This window comes from Spartinivicinus ruber, from assembly GCF_011009015.1.
Lineage (GTDB): Bacteria > Pseudomonadota > Gammaproteobacteria > Pseudomonadales > Zooshikellaceae > Spartinivicinus > Spartinivicinus ruber.
This window is the reverse complement of sequence record NZ_CP048878.1, coordinates 2,249,503-2,269,023: the sequence shown is the minus strand read 5'-3', so window position 1 is coordinate 2,269,023 and position 19,521 is coordinate 2,249,503. Positions and strand designations below refer to the sequence as shown.

Genomic DNA, 19,521 nt, shown 5'->3' with positions numbered 1-19,521 from the left:
TAAAGCCAAAATCGTATATCATAGCCACTATCTAAAAGCGGACAGAATTTAGCCTATCATGAAATTTTTCTTTGACCTGTTACCCGTCATTGCTTTCTTCGGTGTGTATAAGTATACCGGCGATATCCTGACTGCCACAGCCACCATTATCGTAGCCACTTTATTTCAAATGGCTTATACCTGGTTTAAACATAAAAAGATCGAGAAGATCCATGTTATTTCTATGGTTCTGGTGGTCTTCTTAGGTGGCCTGACATTACTGTTTGGAGATAAGGCCTTTATTCAGTGGAAACCAACCATTCTCTATTGGGTATTAGCTGCCGCGCTATTGATCAGCCACTTTGTGACCCATAAAAATCTGACCCAACGGGCCTTAGAGGGTATGCTCAAAACATCCAACATTGCTATGACGGATGTCCCAGCCCGCATGTGGCAGAAGCTGAATGGGTTTACTTGTGGCTTTTTATTCTTTATAGGCGTGCTTAATCTCTATATCGCCTACCAGTTTACTGAGGACGCCTGGGTTAACTTTAAATTGTTTGGGTTAACCGCCTTAACCATGGTGTATATGATTGGTGTAGTAATGTCCCTGTCGCGTTATATGACTGAGCCAAACAAAAACAGCCAGTCAATTAGCCAGCAATCTGAAGACTAAAAATCAACTTTACTAAGGATTTTTATGCTGTTCGCTATTATCTGCCAGGATGTTCCTGGCAGCTTGCCCAAACGTCAGTCAGCCCGTCCAGATCACTTAGCTCGATTAGAAACACTTCAACAACAAGGTCGATTAGTGCTGGCAGGCCCGTTTCCTGCCATTGATAATAATGACCCTGGCCCCGCTGGGTTTACAGGCAGTTTAATTGTGGCCGAGTTTGCCTCTCAGGCAGAAGCTGAAGACTGGGCCAACCAAGATCCTTACCTAGCTGCCGGGGTTTATGAACAGGTTACCGTTAAACCCTTTAAACAAGTCTTTCCCAAAATAAGCTAATTTACTTACCGGTCTATATGGCCTAAGTCCTGGTCAGGGGCAATCAGATCTCTGACCCGTCGCTTCAACTCTTTTGCCTCAGGAAATCCCCCGTCTTTAACCCGCTCCCAAACAGTTTCATCAGCAACCTGAACGTTAAATATCCCACCAGTACCAGGGATTAATGCCACTTCACCCAAGTCAGTTCCAAAGGTACTTAATAGTTCCTGGGCTAGCCAAGCAGAACGCAACAACCATTGGCATTGGGTACAATATTCAATAGTAATTCTTGGTTTATTCATTCAATAGTTACCAGCTTTTTATCTTCCAGCTATTCACTTTAACGAAGGCATATCAGCCATCCGCTTGCAGTATGACCAAAGATCACTACAATTGGCCATCATTTCGCTGTAGAAAAAAGATGATGAAAGACTTTCTTGTAAACCCAGCCATAGACCAATATTGCTTTGAGCAAACCACACCTGAGCCACCTTTACTCCAAGAGCTGATTGATGCCACCAATGAACACATGGGTTACCCAATTAAATTATCCGGACGGGTGATTGGCCGATTTTTAAAGCTTATTACCCAACTCAACCAAACCAAAACCGTCCTAGAAATTGGTATGTTTACTGGTTACTCTGCATTGTCCATTGCTGAGGCTTTACCAGAAGACGGCAAAGTGATTTGCTGTGAAACTAATCCACGAGCGATTGAGTTTGCCCAATCATTTTTTGATCGCAGCCCCCATGGTCATAAAATTGAAGTACGCTTTGGCAAAGCATTGGATACTATCAACTGCCTTCAAGATAAACAGTTTGATATGATATTTGTTGATGCTGATAAAAAAAATTATTTTAATTACCTGAAAGCTACTTTTCCCTTGGTGCGATCCGGAGGATTATTTATTATTGATAACGCACTCTGGCAAGGCAATGTACTTAACCCCAATGATGAGCGTGACCAAGCCATCGTCGAACTGAATCAGCATATTGTAGAAAACCCACAACTGGAGAATGTATTTCTCAGCGTACGAGATGGAGTCAATTTAGTTCGAAAAAAATAAGTCGCGCAATTCTTTAGCCATTGCCATTCGTTGTTTGGCTAATGTGCATTCCTACCAGTCTTGCCACTAAAATCGTGAGAAAAAACTGGCCGGTAATGGCCTCCATTGCCGCTATGGATTGCACAGGCCCAGCCAGTGGCACCATATCACCGAACCCTAAGGTAGTTAGGGTTACATAACTAAAATAAATAAACTGGCTCAAGTCGTGAGCACTCTGATAACCACTCCCACCAAAGGCATTAGGCACTAATAAGTCAAGTAGCGCATAAACAAATGCCCACATAATACCCAGCAACAAATAAATAGTCATTGCACCATAGATGATATTACGTGTTACTACAGAGGCACTGAAAATAATTTTGATCAATTCAAAGATTACATAAAGAAAAAACACCACATTGGTCGCATTATCTAAGATAGCTAATGCTGGTGCACCACTAATAATCGTTAACCAAGTAGAGATAGCCGTAGGAATCGCTAACACAAAGCATATGATTAGCGCTTTCTTATCATGACTAAAAATATAAACTGAAGCGATCAATAAAATACTAAGACTGCCTTTCAGTAAAATATTTTGGGTGATTAGCTTGGGTATAAAAGGGTAAACAATACCTACAAATATCAAACATATGAACAAGCTAGCAAAACTATAACGAGGAAAGTTAATCATAAGTGAAAACGGCCACTGTTATTTACCGTTGCTTATTTACCATTTAGCATAGTGATCTTCAACAAACCCCAACATGTTATTAATGGCTATTTTTTCTTCTTCAGCTGTTTGTAAATAGCCATTAAAATGACCAAACAGCTGATGAAAGTTTGTGGCCATTAACCACAAATCAAGGCATTCTGCATGCTTACCTAGTGGTGTAAACTGTAAGTCAACTTTGCCATCGTAAGACTGAATATGCCAAGGTTTAAATAAATCCTGTTTTTGGTAATGAAAAGCTACCGTATCGACCTTATGCAATTGACCATTCAGCCAAAAGCAATTTTCAGTAAAACCAGTTTCATTGACACCACAAGACACATTAAGCCCAACTGCCTGACCATCAGCAGTATTTCCTGACAAGCATCCCCAGTTCCAAAAGGTTTCACGACGCATGTAACCACTGGAAAAATCATGGTGAGCACAAGCACCTATTGCAGCCAAGTCAAACGTTCCCCATGGACAGTCAATTGTGCCTTCCACAGGTATTCCGGCCGCTTTTTGGGCATAAACCCAGCCATTGACGCCAGTTTTAGTGCATATTCGCATTGGGTTAAAACTGTCGCACTCAATAAAACTGCAATCAATTGCTAACCCTTGCTTCGGCAAGGCAATTTGTAAAGATCGACTTTGAGGACAAGTTTTATTTACCATCTCAATTCGGCGTTTACCTTGTGTAAAAGTGGTAGTACCTGCATCAGGGCTAGCAGCAAACTGGCAAGCATGAGCGAAGGGAGACTTAAGCGAGTAAGACAACATTTTTCCAGTATTAGGCTGATATAAATAGCAAAAAGCCGCGCCTACCAGTTTGGTATCAGCAATAGCACAACCCAAAATCAATTCTTGTGAAATCACACCAAAATACTGGAATTGATTAAAGCCAAACCATTGTTGCCAACGGTTTGATGGCTTACCAAAAGGTGTCAATAACTGAAAATCACCGACATTAATTTCACTAATCGGGTAGTCAAAAATACCAAATAACGGCTCGCCATTTGGCTGAATAAGTGGGTGTGCTGTCATATGTTGTTATTATTTGTTTAGCAGAGTAATGTAGGCAGTATTCTATGATACACATTATGCTTAAAGAAAGCCTACTTTAGGAACACGATTATGTGGCGCTGGGTTTATATTGGAGCTGGGCATTTAGCGGTAGGGCTTGGTGTGCTAGGCATTTTTTTACCTTTATTACCCACTACTCCCTTTTTATTGTTAGCAGCAGGCTGCTATGCCAAAGGCTCAGACAAGTTTCACGATTGGCTGATTAATCATCCTCATTTGGGCAACTACATTCACTATTATATTTCTGGTGAAGGCATGCCAGCCAAAGCCAAAACTTATACCTTATTACTCATGTGGCCCTGCATACTGTTTAGCTGCTGGTTAGTGAGTAACTGGCTACTAAAAGGTTTATTAATCACCATTGCTTGTAGTGTCAGCTATTACATTTTAATTAAAATACCCACTTTAAAGACACAGCCATTTCCCAGCGAACAGATTAAATGATTAATTCTTTCATTAATGGCTGTAACTCCTCCCACCGTTTATAGCCACTGACCAATATATGCCACTGCTGTTGATCAGTGAACAGTAACGTGGGAAAGCCCTGAATTCCTAAGTTATAAGTAAATTCAAAGTCCTGCTCAGTTAATGCTTTCGTTTCATTCGAAAAAAAAGCTTCCATAAAACCTTCTTCAGGTAATCCTGCTTCAGCTGCTACTTGTTTAATTCCATGTGGGGTTGTTATATCCAGTTGATTAACATAAAAGCCCCGCTGTAGAGCAGTGATTAATTTTTTTAGCTGATCAGGAAAATGTTCTCTTGCAACCACAACAGCCCTACAAGAAGGCTCCGTATCATAGATAAACCCTTCAGATAACGCGCCTGAAAAATTAAATGGCTGACCAGTGGTTTTTTGTACTTGTTGCCAGTGCTCAAGAATGTAATTGCGTAATGGTGGGGTCAATGGTTGCTGCTGTCCTGCACGCAGCCCACCAACCCGATAATGCAGTTTTCCTTTCCCTGCCAATGCCACTGTAAGCTTGTCAATCACTGGAGCAAAACCCCAGCACCAGGAGCACATAGGGTCAAATAAGTAAGTAATTTCCATGCAGGGTAATAATTAGTCCTTCATCTGTAAGCCCACTGGATGTGGCTGTTTTCGCCTTTTGGCTAACTCTATTTGCTTTTGTCGAGACTCTGCTCGTTGCCTGGTTTTTTCTGACTGAGAGTCAAAGCAGTATGAACAATAAATCCCTTCTTTATATTGCTCTGATTGCTTTTCTTGCTCAGAAATTGGCATTCGGCAACCAAAGCACATATCATAGCTGCCTTTATTGAGCTGATGATCCACTGTCACGCGATTATCAAATACAAAACACTCTCCTTGCCATTTAGTTTCTGAGGCTGGGACTTCTTCCAAGTACTTTAAAATCCCTCCCTCAAGGTGATAAACGGCTTCAAAGCCCTTTTCTTTTAACAATGCAGTGGATTTTTCACAGCGAATGCCTCCAGTACAAAACATGGCTACTTTTTTGTGTTTAGCAGGGTCAAGCTGTTGCTCAACATACTCAGGAAACTCTCGAAAGCTATCTGTTTTGGGGTTAACCGCACCTTCAAAAGTCCCTACTTGATATTCATAATCATTACGGGTATCTATCAGCAGCACCTCTGGGTCATTGATTAACTGATTCCATTCCGTTGGTTTCACATAAGTACCTACCACGTGGTTAGGATCAATACCAGGTACACCCATGGTAACAATTTCTTTTTTCAATTTTACTTTAGTGCGATAGAAAGGCTGCTTATTATCATAGGATTCTTTATGAGTTAAGCCAGCCAATGGCTGATGGGACTTTAAATAATTTAATAACTGATCAACCCCCTCTCGGCTCCCTGCAACCGTGCCATTAATTCCTTCAGCAGCTAGTAATAAGGTTCCCTTCACTTCAAGGTCAAGCATCTTGTCCAATAACGGCTGGCGCATCGATTCAAAGTCAGGTAATCGAGTAAATTTATAAAGAGCGGCAATAACAAACTGAGACATCTTAATCCCTCTACCTTAGCAGATCGCAAATCTGCTGGTGTTACTAGCACTGCAACCTGTAAATAAAGAAGCAGCACAAGACCAATTAAAACGTCTTATTTTAAAGGTTTAGTGAAAGCAAGACCAGTTTTGGAGACAGTTCCCTTAAATTAACGAGGTTTGCTCAGGCTCGTCTAAAGTTGATTCTCCCTTATCAACAGGTTCTTTAAGAGGAATAACTCGTGGCCAGCGGCCACTGTCGTGGGTCGATTCAGGATGGGGTTCAGTCACCACATAAACCCGTTGAATATTACCTTCAGTGGCCAATAACCCTTGGATGATTTCATGGGCTTCAAGAGGAAACCAGCGGCTTTGCTCTGTTTCATCTTTTTCCATAAATGAGGTGACTACTATTTTCACTGGCCTTGGGTTAAAGGGCTGCCAAGCGCATCGTTGAATAGATTCCAGTCTAGCCCATCCCCCTTGAGGAGAACTTCCTGGCTGATTTTCACGCCGTCCCCAAGGCACCATGACAACGCTACCATCTCTTTGCAATACAGGGAGTTTTGCATTAGGGTTAGGAAAAAATACCCGATAACGCTCCTGGTTTTGCACAAACTCAGCACCACCACACATAGATTGGGAGCCTATCTTTTATTTGCACAGCTGGGGGACTCAGGAGCAGACTCGGCCTGTTTCTTCCACTCATCTGGCGTATAAGTATGCAACGCTAATGCATGAATTTTATGTTGCACTTCTTCAGCTAATAAACCATAAATCAGCTGATGTCTTTTTACTGGCATTTTTCCTAAAAAGTCAGCTGATACAACCACCACTTTAAAGTGCGACTCCGAGCCAGGCGGCACATTGTGCATATGACTTTCATTTGTAACAGCTAAGTAGGCAGGATTTAAAGCTTTCGTCAATTTTTGTTCAATTTCAGCCTGTACACTCATCACCTGTCTCCCATGCTTAACCAACTAAATTAATCTTACCTTGAAACCGGTCAAGCTGAAAGCCAGATAAAGGAGTAAAAGGAACCATCATAAGGTACTAATAAAAGCTAGAAGAGAAAAAACAGGCAAGGTGATAGACTACGTAAAACCTGACAAAACTAAGTAGCCCACCACACTTACCTTAAAAGCTCTATACAAATAGAGCATCCTTACGTCTGTCTAGCCTCAAACGTTCAGGTCATAATGACCTGACTTTTGGCCAGCAGCCAAAACTGCTGACCAAAACTGTGAAAATCGGTATATTCAACGTTGCCCTCTAATATCCTTTCGAATCAGTAGGCCAACACCAACAAAGAAACCAACAACTAAGCCAATCGTTATTAAAGAAGCTAACACTGTTTCATCGATATACATCGCTTACCTCCTGTTGGCTATTGCCTAAACTTGAACCAACAGTAGCAGCAACCCAGGCTGCTTTTATTGACCAACATCAATCAGCTCATAAGGCTAATAGCCTAGTTAGAGACTTTTATTGACCTAAAGCAATTTTTCATTCTTACAAGCCAACGGTAAAAACTAGTGATTTAAAGCGACAGAAAATATTTGGATTGTTCCTAGCCAACCTTATTGGATACAATACAGCCCCTATGGACAAATATACTGTATTTATATACAGTACAACCATAATAACTAGCTAACTAAGCTGGCTAGTTTCACAATGAGTTTTAATCCACAGGTCTCTCAATGTACTTATATTTGAGACCTAAATTAATTTGGTCCATGCAAGAGGTGAGCGAATGGCCGTTATACCCATGTGGAAATGCGATAGGGACGGTAGTATGTTCTCAGATAAAAAAGCCGCCGAAGAACACGACAAAATGCTTGAGCTAGCTGCAAATATTACCATGCTGCTAGAGCAAACATTTGATAGTATTGATGAGAAGATTGCTGAAGATATTGGTTTATTATTCGCCAAGCACAAAGAAACCCTGGCCAAAGCGATTAAAGGCAAACCAGAGTTAATATTAGAGATTGGTAAAGAATCTGCTGATGGACAATCTGAAGAAGCCAATACTAATGAATAATTAAGGCTTTTTTACCCTGCCTGTTGCTGTTTTTCTAAAGAGTCAATAACAAACAACAACAGGCGACTAACTACTTTTAAGCTTTTTCTTCCCACTGATAAAAATTACTGCCGAAAATTAGGCAAATCGACTATTGTTATTCAGAATATATTCGCTACCATATCGCCTTTTTCTGAGGTAGATAGGCGTACAGAATGACGACATTTGTTCCAGGACAACGTTGGATTAGTGATACAGAAACAGAGCTAGGCCTAGGCACTGTTTTATCCTTGGATCAACGAATGGTCACATTACTGTTTCCCTCTAATGGGCAAACTCGACTTTATGCAGTAAAAAACTCCCCTCTTACCCGCATCCGCTTTGTTGCCGGTGACACCATTGAAAGCCATGAAGGCTGGAGCATGATGGTTACCGACATAGTGGAGCAAGATGGCTTAATTACTTATCAGGGCACTTTGCCCAACGGTAAACCTCAAGAGCTTTCAGAGTCATGCCTAGGCAACTTCATCCAGTTTCAAAAACCGAAAGAGCGCTTATTAGCAGGTCAAATTGACCAAAATAACCACTTTAGCTTGCGCTATAAAACCTGGGAACATGCCCGCAATATTTATCAATCTCCTTTACTGGGCATGTGTGGCGCACGCACCAGCTTAATTCCCCACCAGTTACATATTGCCGATGAAGTCGGTAAACGTCAGGCTCCTCGGGTATTGCTGGCTGACGAGGTGGGCTTAGGAAAAACCATTGAGGCCGGGTTGATCATGTATCAACAGCTACTCACTGGGCGAGCGGAAAGAGTCTTGATTGTGGTACCCGAAAGTTTATTGCACCAGTGGCTGGTGGAAATGCTTAGACGTTTCAACCTGCACTTTAGCCTGTTTGATAGTGAGCGACTGGCTCAATTCAATGATTCTGACTCAGGCAATCCCTTTGAAAGTGAGCAATTAATATTAATCAGCTTAAATGAACTCACACAAGCTAAGCATTTAAATGATGCCTTAGCAGCTGACTGGGATTTACTCGTCGTTGATGAAGCCCACCACTTAAGCTGGACCCCTGACACGGCAAGTGAAGAGTATTTAGCCATTGAAAAGCTTGCACAAAAAACAGCTGGAGTATTATTGCTGACAGCTACTCCAGAGCAATGCGGTCACAGCAGCCACTTTGCCCACCTTCGGTTACTTGATCCAGACAAATTTCATTCACTGGCTGACTTTGAAGAGCAGTCACAGCATTATCAAGCCGTTGCAGAAATAGCTGAAGAGTTAATTGAAAGTCAAACTTTATCTGAAGCTGCAATTAACCGACTGATTAATTATTTAGGTGAAGAAGCCAGCCAGCAGGCTGCCACCATTAATAGCGATCAGCCTGAAAAGATCAAACAACAGACCAAACAGCAACTGTTATCTCACTTATTGGATCGTCATGGCACTAGCCGGGTGCTTTACCGAAATACCCGATCTGCCGTATCTGGCTTTCCTGGTAGGGTCATGCAAGCTTACCCACAGAAGTTGCCTGAGTTATATCAGCTTGCTCTCGAAAACCGTGATACTCCCAATGCAGTTTTGTTTCCAGAGCGCACCTACGAAAGGGAAATTTTGGTTGAAGATAAAGACCCCTGGTGGCGTTTTGATCCACGTGTTGACTGGTTAATCAACCTGTTAAAATTACTAAAAAGCCAAAAAGTCTTAATTATTTGTGCTCATGCAGAAACCTGTATGGAGCTAGACGAAGCATTAAGAGTACGTTCAGGCATTGCCAGTGCCATTTTTCATGAAGGGATGAGTATTATTGAGCGGGATAGAGCCGCAGCTTATTTTGCTGATGAAGAGTATGGTTGCCAAACCTTAATTTGTTCAGAAATTGGCAGTGAAGGCCGTAATTTTCAATTTGCCCATCACTTAGTATTATTTGATTTACCTGTGCTGCCTGATTTACTTGAACAGAGAATCGGCCGTCTTGATCGCATTGGCCAGACTGAAACCATTAAAGTGCATGTGCCGTATTTTGAAAACTCAGCACAAGACGTTTTATTTCAATGGTACCACCATAGCCTTAATTCATTTGAACAAATATGCACAACGGGTGACGGTGTTTATCAAAAACTAAAGCCTTCTCTGGAAGATTTATTAACTGCTTCAACCTGTGAGCAACAGGATATTGATGCTTTTATTGAAGAAGCCAAAGTCCTCAATCAACAGTTAAAGTCTAATCTACAAGCCGGGCGTGATCGGCTGTTGGAATTACACTCTCAAGGCCTGAGTGACACTAGCGAGTTAATTAGCACCGTTGAGTCTGCTAGTGAAACTAAACCGCTGAAAAAGTATTTAGAGGCTTTATTTGACTGCTTTGGTATTGATTCAGAAGACCACTCTGAACATGCCATTATCGTGCGTCCAGGTGAACAAATGTTATTACCCAGTTTTCCAGGGCTGCCTGAAGACGGGACTACCATGACATTTTCTCGCGAACAAGCACTAAGCAGAGAAGATATGCAGTTTTTAACCTGGGAGCACCCCCTAGTTCGCTATGGCATGGAGCAAATGCTGGATACTGAATTAGGTAATACAGCAGTTGCTTTATTAAAAAATAAAGCTTTAAAGCCTGGTACTATGCTGGTAGAAGCCATTTTTATTGTTGAAGCGCCTGTCCAACAACAACCCCAATTAAAACGGTTAATGGTTCCATCTAGCATTCGTGCTTTAATTGATCCAAAAGGCAATGACCTAGCTGATAAAGTCACCTTTGAAACGCTAGATACTCAATTACACCCAATCAAGAAAAAAACTGCCAGAAAGCTGATTAAAGCACAGTCAGAGCCTATCAGCGAAGCATTAAAAATGGCTGAAAATAAAGCCAGTGAACAGGTAGACGCTATCGTAAAAGCCGCTACTCAACAACTGCTCACCAAGCTAGGAGAAGAAATCAGCCGACTAGAAGCCCTACAAAAAGTGAATCCCAATATTCGTGAAGCGGAAATTGAGCAGTGGCGTTCCCTAGCTAATCAAGGAACTGCAGCTCTACAAAAAACTAACTTAAGACTAGATAGCATTCGTGTTATGTTTGCAGGCTAAGGCAGGCGATAACAGCACCTAAAGTGCTGTTATCATAGCTAGTGCTTCAACCAAAAAGTTCTTTCACTACTCAAGGCAACAGGTGATGCCTGTCTGCTTTGATATACAGGCTCATTCTTAGAGATACAGCATAAGTCAAGGTGAAAAAACTTTATTGTTAGACTACTTAGTATATTTTTACATCCCCTACTGGTCTGGTTTTAAAGCGTCTATGCAACCACATATATTGATCAGGCCGTTTTCGGACTTCTCTTTCAACTAACTGATTGACTGTAATGGCATCCGCCTCTTCATCACCTGTGGGAAAGTTTTCCAATGGTGGTAATACTTGCACATGATAGCCTTTACCATCTTCTCGACGGTGTTGAACAAAAGGTACCACTTTCGCTTTACCTAATTTGGCAAATTTAGCTGTTGCTGTCACTGTTGCGGCAATTACACCAAAAAATGGAACAAAAATACTTTGCTTTGGCCCATAATCTTGGTCAGGTGCATACCACACAGTTCTGCCCTGTCTTAGTGCTTTCAACATAGTTCTCACTTCCTTGCGTGGAATAGTTTGTGATGAGGGATGATAATTTTCCCTACCCCGACGCTGAATAAAATCAAAAACAGGGTTTTTATGTTTACGGTACATTCCATCAATTGGCATTTCTCTACCCAGTAATGCTGCACCAATTTCCAATGTTGAAAAGTGCATGGCTACTAATAAAATGCCTTCACCATCCTGGCTTTGTAAATACTCCAAACCATCTATTGTTGATAGTTTAGCCAGTCGCCATTTTGGCCACCACCATGCCATCCCTACTTCTAATAAACTCATCCCCATTGAGATAAAGTTATTTTTGAGCATTTGCTCTTGCTCTATTACTGATAGCTCTGGAAAACACAGTGCAATGTTTGTTTTTGCAATGTGTTTCCGACGACCACCCAAACAATACAAAAGCCTTCCAATTCCCCCCCCTAACCACATCAAGCATTTATAAGGCAACCAGCTGATCAGCCAGGCAATACCTAACCATAACCAAGTCAGCCAGTATTTTGGGCTGAGAAATTTAGCTTTAAAGCGATTGGGCTCCAACATACCTTTAACTACCAAATTCAGAAAGCCTGAGTAGTGTAGCTGCTCACCCCTTTAATATAAGGGTATTCCACTAGTCAACGGCCACTATCAATTGCAAATCAATGATGAATACAAAAAAATGCTATCTTTTCTAAGCATCCAATAAAAAAATTCTTCTACAATAAAATAAAAGCGCGCCATTGTACGCAATTTACTCCAATCAGCATAGAGGACTTAAATCTCCTACTCTTTGAGTATGGGTATATCGCAAGCTAAATTCGGTAAATACATATGAAGAATTGGCGTTTCAACTGCTAGTTCACCAAGCTATTCGCAGTACCTACTGCTAAAGCTGTTATTTAGAGACTCAAACACTTCAGCGGTTTACTTTTGCGATAGCTCACCAGATTCGATTTTTTATTTGTGATTGTCCAGGTATTATTGTTTAACCTATGAGCTTATATAAAGCAGCCAAAGCAGCAACGACTATGACAACTAACGCGAATTTTGCTTCAAAGGAAGACAGCTGTTTTCAATTAAAAGCTAGCAGGGTCAACTTGACATCAATTGACTTATACCGTTACCAACCAGAAAAATTTACTGTAGCACTTGCAGAAAAAGTCGCGCAGGCACCTAATTTTTTTAGGCAAACTCCAGTAATCATTAATTTAGCAAAGTGCATCAATAACCATAACTTAGATTTACTACAACTGAAGCAACAGTGTGCAGAACATGGCCTACAGGTGGTTGCCTTTCGCTCAGATAATATCTATATCCGTCAGGCCGCAACGGGTGCAGGTTTAGCCTGGCTACCAGAAGAAAGAGGCAGTACTGCACAGCAAAATTCACTTAATGATCATCAAACTGACAACACAATTGCACATACTTCCTCAAGTTCTACGACAGCTGAATCCAAAACTAAAGGAACTTTGCAACCAGAACAGCCCTCAAAGCAGCAGGTAGCGACCAAATTGGTAACTCATCCAGTACGCTCAGGGCAGCAGTTATTAGCACCAGCGGGTGATCTGATTGTTATCGCCCCAGTTAGTGCTGGTGCCGAGCTATTAGCAGCGGGCAATATTCATGTTTATGGGCCATTACGTGGTCGAGCTTTAGCAGGTATTAACGGTAATCGCGAAGCAAGAATTTTTTGTCAGCGCTTTGAGCCTGAATTAATTGCCATTGCTGGCAGCTATCAAGTCGATAGTGGTATACCAAGAGATAAATGGCAACAGCCGGTACATGTCGTATTGTCGAATGAAGAGTTGCAAATTATCGCACTCTGAATCAGAGTGTGCTAATTAATAATTAAGAAACGCTTAATAAATCAGCAACAGAATTTTTAAGGGTCCTAATTTTGGCAACAATTATTGTGGTGACCTCCGGTAAAGGAGGTGTTGGTAAGACAACAACAAGTGCTGCCTTTGCCACTGGCCTTGCGCTAAAAGGGCATAAGACAGTTGTCATTGACTTTGACATCGGCTTACGCAACCTAGACTTGGTAATGGGCTGCGAACGACGAGTGGTGTACGACTTTGTTAATGTTATTAATAAAGAGGCTACCATTCACCAAACCCTGATTAAAGATAAACGGGTTGAAAATTTATATATTTTACCTGCATCACAAACTCGTGATAAAGATGCCCTGACCATGGAAGGCGTTGAGACAGTACTCAATGAGCTTCGAAAAGAATTTGATTACATTGTTTGTGATTCACCTGCTGGTATCGAAAAAGGTGCACAAATGTCACTTTATTTTGCCGATGAAGCATTAATTGTGACTAACCCAGAAGTTTCATCAGTACGCGATTCAGACAGAATCCTGGGCATTCTTCACAGTAAATCGAAGCGAGCAGAAGAAAATAAAGAGCCAATAAAAGAACACTTATTACTCACTCGCTACGATCCAGACCGGGTCAACCGAGGTGAAATGTTAAGTGTCGCTGATGTGGAGGATATCCTGGCAATTCCTCTTCTTGGCGTCATACCTGAATCAAAAGCAGTACTTAAAGCATCCAACCAAGGGGTACCGGTTATTCACGACCTTGAAAGCGATGCAGGTCAAGCATACAACGACGCTGTCTCTCGCTTCAAAGGCGAAGACCTGCCCCACCGTTTTCTAGAGGTACAGCGCAAGAGCCTGCTAAAAAGGATGTTTGGAGGCTAATGATGAGTTTCCTGGAAATGTTTAGACAAAAAAAGCAGCCTAGCGCCAATATTGCCAAAGAGCGCTTACAAATCATTGTGGCTCATGAACGAGCGACCCGTGATGGCCCGGACTACTTGCCCAACTTACAACAAGATATTTTAGCCGTGGTTAGAAAATACATTGAGATTGAAAATGATCAAGTCAGTGTGAGTGTTGATAATGCTGACAACTGCTCCATTTTAGAGTTGAATGTCACCCTTCCCGGCTAATTTTTCAAAAAACAAGGAGCAGCCATATAATTGGCTGCCTCTGACTAAACCTCCAATCTATTGCTTTTTACTTGTTTAACTGCCTGCTAATCACTACAATCTGCACCCCGCTATTATCCTAGTTTTAGAGCCAGCTATGCGGTACCTCAACTGTATTTATTATGATGATGATCTTGCGGTTTTTGATAAGCCAGCAAAACTATTGACTGTACCCAGTAATCGTCCTGAGCTTAATGACAGCCTAGCTACTCGCGTTACCCGAGTATTTCCGACGGCAAGAATAGTCCACCGACTTGACTGGCAAACATCTGGCTTGATTGTAATGGCTATGAATTTAGACAGTCTTCGCCACCTCAGTAAACAGTTTGAAACCCGAGTGGTTAATAAAACCTATCAGGCCGTTGTAGCAGGCCGACTTCCCCAACCCCAAGGCCGAATTACTTTGCCACTTTGTGTCGATTGGCCTAACCGCCCCAAGCAGCGCATTGACTATCAAATGGGACGCAATGCGGATACCTACTGGAAAGTATTGGATTATGATGGCCAGAAAAGCCGCGTAGAACTCAAACCCATTACTGGCCGCTCTCATCAGCTACGATTACACCTGAAAGCATTAGGTAATCCTATTTTGGGGGATGAGTGGTATGCACCAGCCAGTATTCATGCTAAATCAACACGAATGTTGTTGCATGCTCACATCCTCAAACTTTACCACCCGAAGAGCAATGCACCTCTGGAATTTACCTCCCCTATTCCGTTTTGAGTACATTAGAAAGAAAGGTGATAGATAATAAGTTTTTGCTTTTCCGCATTTAAGGCTGTCATCAACAATTCTTGATATACTCAGCTAGATAACAACATAATCTATATCTATTCATTGTCATTAGTGGAATTGCAAAACGACTACGCTTGCAATCCCCTTATCGTGTACCGGTAAAACAAAGCAAATGATTTCATCTCAATCCTTTAACCAAGACCTGCTCACCTTTTTAGCAAGTTCACCCACTCCATTTCATGCAACAGCTGCTATGGCCAATGCCTTAAAAGCAGCAGGCTTTAACCAGCTATTTGAACATGAGGCCTGGCAACTAAAGCCACAAAAGGGCTATTTTGTTACTCGTAATGACTCATCAATTATTGCTTTTACCACAGGTAATGAAAATTACACCCAACAGGGGTTCAGAATGACAGGTGCTCATACTGACAGCCCTTGCCTAAAAATCATGCCTAATGCTGAGCGGTATCAACAGGGATATTTCCAGCTAGGGTTAGAGGTGTATGGTGGAGTGTTACTCGCCCCCTGGTTTGACCGGGACTTATCTTTAGCAGGTCGGGTCAGCTATAGCACCCAGTCAGGCAAGCTCAACAGCAGCCTAATTGATTTTGAAAAGCCTGTTGGCATCATTCCCAGTCTGGCCATCCATCTTGATCGCGAAGCCAATGACAAGCGCTCAATCAACCCTCAAAAGGACATACCTGTTATTCTGGGACAATTGCCAAAGGATCAGACTAGCTTTCGTCAACTGCTGTTAGAGCAACTCCAGCAACAAGGCATTGAAGATGTCACCAAAGTGCTCGACTACGAAGTTGTTTGCTATGACACCCAGCCACCTGGTTATATTGGTTTAAACCAAGAGTTTATTGCCAGTGCTCGTTTAGATAACTTACTCAGCTGTTATACCGGCTTGGTGGCACTAATCGATGCATTTCAGCAAGACCAGCAACAACCCATGTTACTAGTATGCAACGACCATGAAGAGGTGGGAAGCTTATCAGCGTGCGGCGCTAACGGTCCCTTTTTGAAGTCGACTTTAGAGCGAGTGGTGGGTATAGGTGAGCCTCTCATTGTCTGCCTGGAAAACAGCCTGATGATTTCGGCTGATAACGCCCACGGAATTCACCCTAACTTTGCAGATAAACATGACACCAACCATGGCCCCAAACTCAACGAAGGCCCTGTTATAAAAATTAATGCTAACCAACGCTATGCTACTACCAGTGAAACTAGCGCTCTGTTTCGCTGGGTATGTGACGAGGTAAACGTACCAGTACAAGCATTTGTCACTCGCGCCGATATGGCCTGTGGCAGCACGATTGGTCCAATTACCGCCGGAGAGCTTGGAGTAAGAACTTTAGATGTGGGTGCTCCTACTTTTGCAATGCACTCTATACGGGAGCTAGCAGGTAGCCAAGACGCCTACTCACTTTGTAAAGCCTTAAGCTACTTCATGCAGCTTCATCAGCTACCAAACAAATAAAACAAACCTAAATAAAAAACACTTCAGTTAAGAAAATACCACAAAGGATACTCGGCTATTTTTTAAAGCTAGAGTGTCCTGAAATTTACCACTCACATTTGTCAAATTTATTTACATGAAATCTCAGCTTAATTTTTTTCTTCCCCGACTTTCCCCCTAAATAAAGTTAAGGAAAAGTTCACACTTAGCCTGTTAAATTACGTATAGATACGGATTATTCACTGATCAATTGTTGCTAGACTAACCCTGTCAGAAACAAGGAAGCGCTAGAAAGTAAGTAATTAACTAATAAGCAAAAGGAAGCAAATTACTGAAAAGACTGCGCTTTATTATTGGAGCTTTAGCTATGCCTAGAACACAAAAAAACAGCTTTGCAGATCATATTGCTTGCCAACGCTTTAGCAAAAAGGCAGAGAAGCCAGTTAACACACTAGTGAACCCGCTCCTCAAAACTAATTTTATTACAACCAAACGTTCTGACCAAGATTGTAGCTTTGTACTTGGTTATAACTAAACCGAATTTTCATTAGGCAGTGCTTTACAAAATCCACTGCCTATCTCCAAAACCCTGCCACTCTTCAATCTTTTCCCCCTCCAAGATACGCTAAACTTTACCCTAAGCCACTCCTGTGGTACTAACTTATCTTGAATTACAGCGTCAGTGGAACTTAGTTTGCAAGACTGTTCTCAAACTCTTGTAACAGCAGTAAACCTAGCGTTTCAAGATAACATGAAAAGGGCTGCCAAGTAGGCGCCCATAAATTAGCTGAGTTGCATCCAATGGTATTAAAACTTAACAAACAGGCTTTTGTCCGCCCTGTTGTTTCAATTCTAGCAGTCTGGTTATCATTGACTGCTGAAGCAAAAACAATCAGTAATAGCGAAGACTTCCAACTACTTAAGCCTTCCAGGGAACAAAAAATTGCAGCGGTCACTGCAGTACGTAACCTACGCAATCACTATGAGCAAATACCACTTAATGATGTAACTTCTGAAAAGATCTATCAGCGCTACCTTGAAAGGCTTGACCCCAACCGCCTTTACTTCTTAAAGCAAGATATCGATAAATTTAATCAGTATCGCTATAAGTTTGATAATCAATTAAAAACCGGCAATATCAAACCAGCCTTTGAAATTTACAACGTTTATCAGCAACGTATTCGTGATTACTTAAACTTTAAAATTGAGTTCATTAAATCCAACTTAGATAAGCTTGATTTTGACAAAAATGAAAGTATAGACATAGAACGAGAGCATTCGCCCTGGCCTAGTGATACGCAAACACAACAAGACTTATGGCGAAAATTTCTGAAAGATCAAGTGTTACGACTAAAGCTCAGCGGCGAGTCTATTCCTGAAATTAGCAAAAAGCTTGTAAAGCGTTATCAAAGCCAGCTCCATCGATTAAATCAAAGCAATAGTGAAGATGCTTTTTCAGAGTTTCTTAATGCTTTTACCCAAATTTATGATCCTCACACTCAGTATTTATCCCCAACTAAAGCTGAAAATTTTAATATTAATATGAGCCTGTCCTTAGAGGGGATCGGCGCATTATTAGAACAGGATGAACGTTACACCAAAGTTGTCAGGTTAATTGCCAAAGGCCCAGCCGAAAAAGCAGGCCTACTTCAGCCCGCCGATAAAATTGTCGGGGTTGGACAAGGCAAAGAAGGTGAAATTGTTGATGTAGTTGGCTGGCGACTGGATGATGTAGTTAAGCTTATTCGCGGCCCTAAAAAGACCGTTGTGCGCTTAGAAGTTATTCCTTCTACAGTTACCGGCGACCAAACCAAGATTTACCATATCGTTCGCGATAAAGTGAAGCTGGAAGAACAAGCCGCTCAAAAGCAGGTGATTGAGCTGAAGCATAATGGTGCTCCATTAAAAGTAGGGGTTATCCAGGTACCCGCTTTTTACATTGACTTCAAAGCAGCACAACAAGGTGACCCAAACTACAAAAGTACTACTCGCGATGTTAGAAAGCTAATCAAAGAGCTTGAAAAAGAAGGAATTGATGGCCTTGTCATCGATTTACGCAATAATGGTGGCGGCTCGCTTCAAGAAGCCAATGAGTTGACTGGATTATTCATCCCTAGCGGCCCTACGGTCTTAGTTAAAAACCACTTAGGCAGAGTTAGTCCTAAAGTAGATAGTGATAATCAAGTGGCATATAAAGGCCCTATGGCTGTATTAGTGAACCGTTTGAGCGCTTCAGCATCAGAGATTTTTGCTGGTGCTATGCAGGATTACCAACGAGCTATTGTGGTTGGTGGCCGTACTTTTGGTAAAGGTACTGTTCAAGCCATTCAACCCATCAACCATGGCGAACTGAAACTGACCTTAGCGAAGTTTTATCGCGTATCTGGTGAAAGCACTCAAAACCAAGGTGTAATCCCCGACATCCAGTTCCCTGCCCTCTATGATGTAGATAAAGTGGGTGAAAGCTCGTTACCCGATGCCTTGCCCTGGGATCGTATCAAGCCTGGTAAGTATATGACTTATCAAGAAATTACTCCTTATCTAAACCAACTGGACAGAAGCTACAGACTGAGAACCAAAAATAATCCTGACTTTATCTATTATGCTGACTACTTAAAACTACAAAAAGATATTCAGCAAAATACAGTTTTGTCTTTAAATGCAAAGCAACGTAAAACCAATAATGATCTGATTGATGACAAAAGACTAGAAATAGAAAACAAGCGCCGGAAGGCTAAAGGAGAAAAACCCTATGCCTCACTGGAAGAGCTCGAAGCCAAACAAAAAGAGCTCGCTCGGAATAATAAACAACTTCCCATTGAAGAAGACCCATTACTGGCAGAAGCTGGCAATATTCTGGCAGACTACATCAATATTCAACACAGACTTGCTGCAACAACCAATAATTAACTTTTTTCATG

21 protein-coding genes are annotated in these 19,521 nt (G+C 41.7%); 12 read left to right on the top strand and 9 right to left on the bottom strand.

Annotated features, from left to right (window positions below; genetic code table 11):
• Positions 1-58: 58 nt before the first annotated feature.
• Both G4Y78_RS10720 and G4Y78_RS10715 read left to right on the top strand, forming a co-directional pair.
• Positions 59-655 carry a septation protein A gene (locus tag G4Y78_RS10720; protein WP_163833013.1) on the top strand — a complete coding sequence of 199 codons (597 nt, stop codon included), beginning with the start codon at positions 59-61 and terminating at the stop codon, positions 653-655.
• A 24-nt stretch (positions 656-679) separates the two neighbouring features.
• On the top strand, positions 680-988 hold the full coding sequence (locus tag G4Y78_RS10715) for a YciI family protein (RefSeq protein WP_163833012.1): 309 nt from the start codon (positions 680-682) through the stop codon (positions 986-988).
• Positions 989-993: 5 nt separating this feature from the next.
• Here G4Y78_RS10715 and G4Y78_RS10710 read toward each other — a convergent pair whose 3' ends face one another.
• A complete protein-coding gene (locus G4Y78_RS10710; protein ID WP_163833011.1) occupies positions 994-1,269 on the bottom strand; it encodes a SelT/SelW/SelH family protein in 276 nt (91 codons plus the stop codon).
• 119 nt (positions 1,270-1,388) lie between these two features.
• Here G4Y78_RS10710 and G4Y78_RS10705 point away from each other — a divergent pair, with 119 nt between their 5' ends.
• On the top strand, positions 1,389-2,033 hold the full coding sequence (locus G4Y78_RS10705) for an O-methyltransferase (RefSeq protein WP_329604959.1): 645 nt from the start codon (positions 1,389-1,391) through the stop codon (positions 2,031-2,033).
• Between the two features lie 13 nt (positions 2,034-2,046).
• Here the strand turns inward: G4Y78_RS10705 and G4Y78_RS10700 are convergent, their stop codons facing one another.
• Positions 2,047-2,703, bottom strand: a complete 657-nt coding sequence (locus tag G4Y78_RS10700) for an ion channel (protein ID WP_163833010.1) — start codon at positions 2,701-2,703, stop codon at positions 2,047-2,049.
• A 36-nt stretch (positions 2,704-2,739) separates the two neighbouring features.
• Entirely contained in the window at positions 2,740-3,765 is a 1,026-nt protein-coding gene (locus tag G4Y78_RS10695; protein ID WP_163833009.1) for a DUF2804 domain-containing protein, read from the bottom strand.
• Between the two features lie 90 nt (positions 3,766-3,855).
• Here G4Y78_RS10695 and G4Y78_RS10690 point away from each other — a divergent pair, with 90 nt between their 5' ends.
• Complete coding sequence (locus G4Y78_RS10690) at positions 3,856-4,248, top strand: YbaN family protein (protein WP_163833008.1); 393 nt, start codon at positions 3,856-3,858, stop codon at positions 4,246-4,248.
• On the opposite strand, the gene G4Y78_RS10685 is transcribed toward G4Y78_RS10690, so the two are convergent.
• The 5 genes from G4Y78_RS10685 to ccoM form a co-directional block, all read right to left on the bottom strand.
• Positions 4,241-4,852: a DsbA family protein gene (locus G4Y78_RS10685; protein WP_163833007.1), complete on the bottom strand. Its 612-nt coding sequence runs from the start codon at positions 4,850-4,852 to the stop codon at positions 4,241-4,243. The genes G4Y78_RS10690 and G4Y78_RS10685 overlap by 8 nt on opposite strands.
• Positions 4,853-4,864: 12 nt before the next feature.
• Positions 4,865-5,788: an oxygen-dependent tRNA uridine(34) hydroxylase TrhO gene (trhO, locus tag G4Y78_RS10680; RefSeq protein WP_163833006.1), complete on the bottom strand. Its 924-nt coding sequence runs from the start codon at positions 5,786-5,788 to the stop codon at positions 4,865-4,867.
• A gap of 144 nt (positions 5,789-5,932) precedes the next feature.
• Entirely contained in the window at positions 5,933-6,403 is a 471-nt protein-coding gene (locus tag G4Y78_RS10675) for a hypothetical protein (RefSeq protein ID WP_178124455.1), read from the bottom strand.
• An 11-nt stretch (positions 6,404-6,414) separates the two neighbouring features.
• On the bottom strand, positions 6,415-6,723 hold the full coding sequence (locus G4Y78_RS10670) for a BolA family protein (protein ID WP_163833005.1): 309 nt from the start codon (positions 6,721-6,723) through the stop codon (positions 6,415-6,417).
• A 303-nt stretch (positions 6,724-7,026) separates the two neighbouring features.
• Entirely contained in the window at positions 7,027-7,137 is a 111-nt protein-coding gene (gene ccoM, locus G4Y78_RS31535) for a cytochrome c oxidase subunit CcoM (protein ID WP_329604958.1), read from the bottom strand.
• 383 nt (positions 7,138-7,520) lie between these two features.
• Between ccoM and G4Y78_RS10665 the strand changes: the two genes are divergently transcribed.
• Entirely contained in the window at positions 7,521-7,808 is a 288-nt protein-coding gene (locus G4Y78_RS10665; RefSeq protein WP_163833004.1) for a YebG family protein, read from the top strand.
• Between the two features lie 194 nt (positions 7,809-8,002).
• Positions 8,003-10,882 carry an RNA polymerase-associated protein RapA gene (gene rapA, locus G4Y78_RS10660; protein WP_163833003.1) on the top strand — a complete coding sequence of 960 codons (2,880 nt, stop codon included), beginning with the start codon at positions 8,003-8,005 and terminating at the stop codon, positions 10,880-10,882.
• Between the two features lie 166 nt (positions 10,883-11,048).
• Here rapA and lpxL read toward each other — a convergent pair whose 3' ends face one another.
• Positions 11,049-11,966 (bottom strand): LpxL/LpxP family Kdo(2)-lipid IV(A) lauroyl/palmitoleoyl acyltransferase, encoded by a 918-nt coding sequence (gene lpxL / locus G4Y78_RS10655; RefSeq protein ID WP_222937682.1) that lies wholly within the window; start codon positions 11,964-11,966, stop codon positions 11,049-11,051.
• A 431-nt stretch (positions 11,967-12,397) separates the two neighbouring features.
• Here lpxL and minC point away from each other — a divergent pair, with 431 nt between their 5' ends.
• The 6 genes from minC to G4Y78_RS10625 all read left to right on the top strand — a co-directional run bounded on the left by minC (position 12,398) and on the right by G4Y78_RS10625 (position 19,510).
• A complete protein-coding gene (gene minC / locus G4Y78_RS10650) occupies positions 12,398-13,231 on the top strand; it encodes a septum site-determining protein MinC (RefSeq protein WP_222937681.1) in 834 nt (277 codons plus the stop codon).
• 71 nt (positions 13,232-13,302) lie between these two features.
• Positions 13,303-14,112 (top strand): septum site-determining protein MinD, encoded by an 810-nt coding sequence (gene minD, locus G4Y78_RS10645; protein ID WP_163833001.1) that lies wholly within the window; start codon positions 13,303-13,305, stop codon positions 14,110-14,112.
• A gap of 2 nt (positions 14,113-14,114) precedes the next feature.
• Positions 14,115-14,363, top strand: a complete 249-nt coding sequence (gene minE / locus G4Y78_RS10640; RefSeq protein ID WP_163836437.1) for a cell division topological specificity factor MinE — start codon at positions 14,115-14,117, stop codon at positions 14,361-14,363.
• A gap of 136 nt (positions 14,364-14,499) precedes the next feature.
• Positions 14,500-15,126, top strand: a complete 627-nt coding sequence (locus G4Y78_RS10635) for a pseudouridine synthase (protein WP_163833000.1) — start codon at positions 14,500-14,502, stop codon at positions 15,124-15,126.
• A 184-nt stretch (positions 15,127-15,310) separates the two neighbouring features.
• On the top strand, positions 15,311-16,621 hold the full coding sequence (locus tag G4Y78_RS10630) for a M18 family aminopeptidase (protein WP_163832999.1): 1,311 nt from the start codon (positions 15,311-15,313) through the stop codon (positions 16,619-16,621).
• A 780-nt stretch (positions 16,622-17,401) separates the two neighbouring features.
• The gene (locus G4Y78_RS10625; RefSeq protein WP_163832998.1) at positions 17,402-19,510 is read left to right on the top strand and encodes a carboxy terminal-processing peptidase; all 2,109 of its coding nucleotides are present in this window, start codon (positions 17,402-17,404) and stop codon (positions 19,508-19,510) included.
• Positions 19,511-19,521 lie beyond the last annotated feature (11 nt).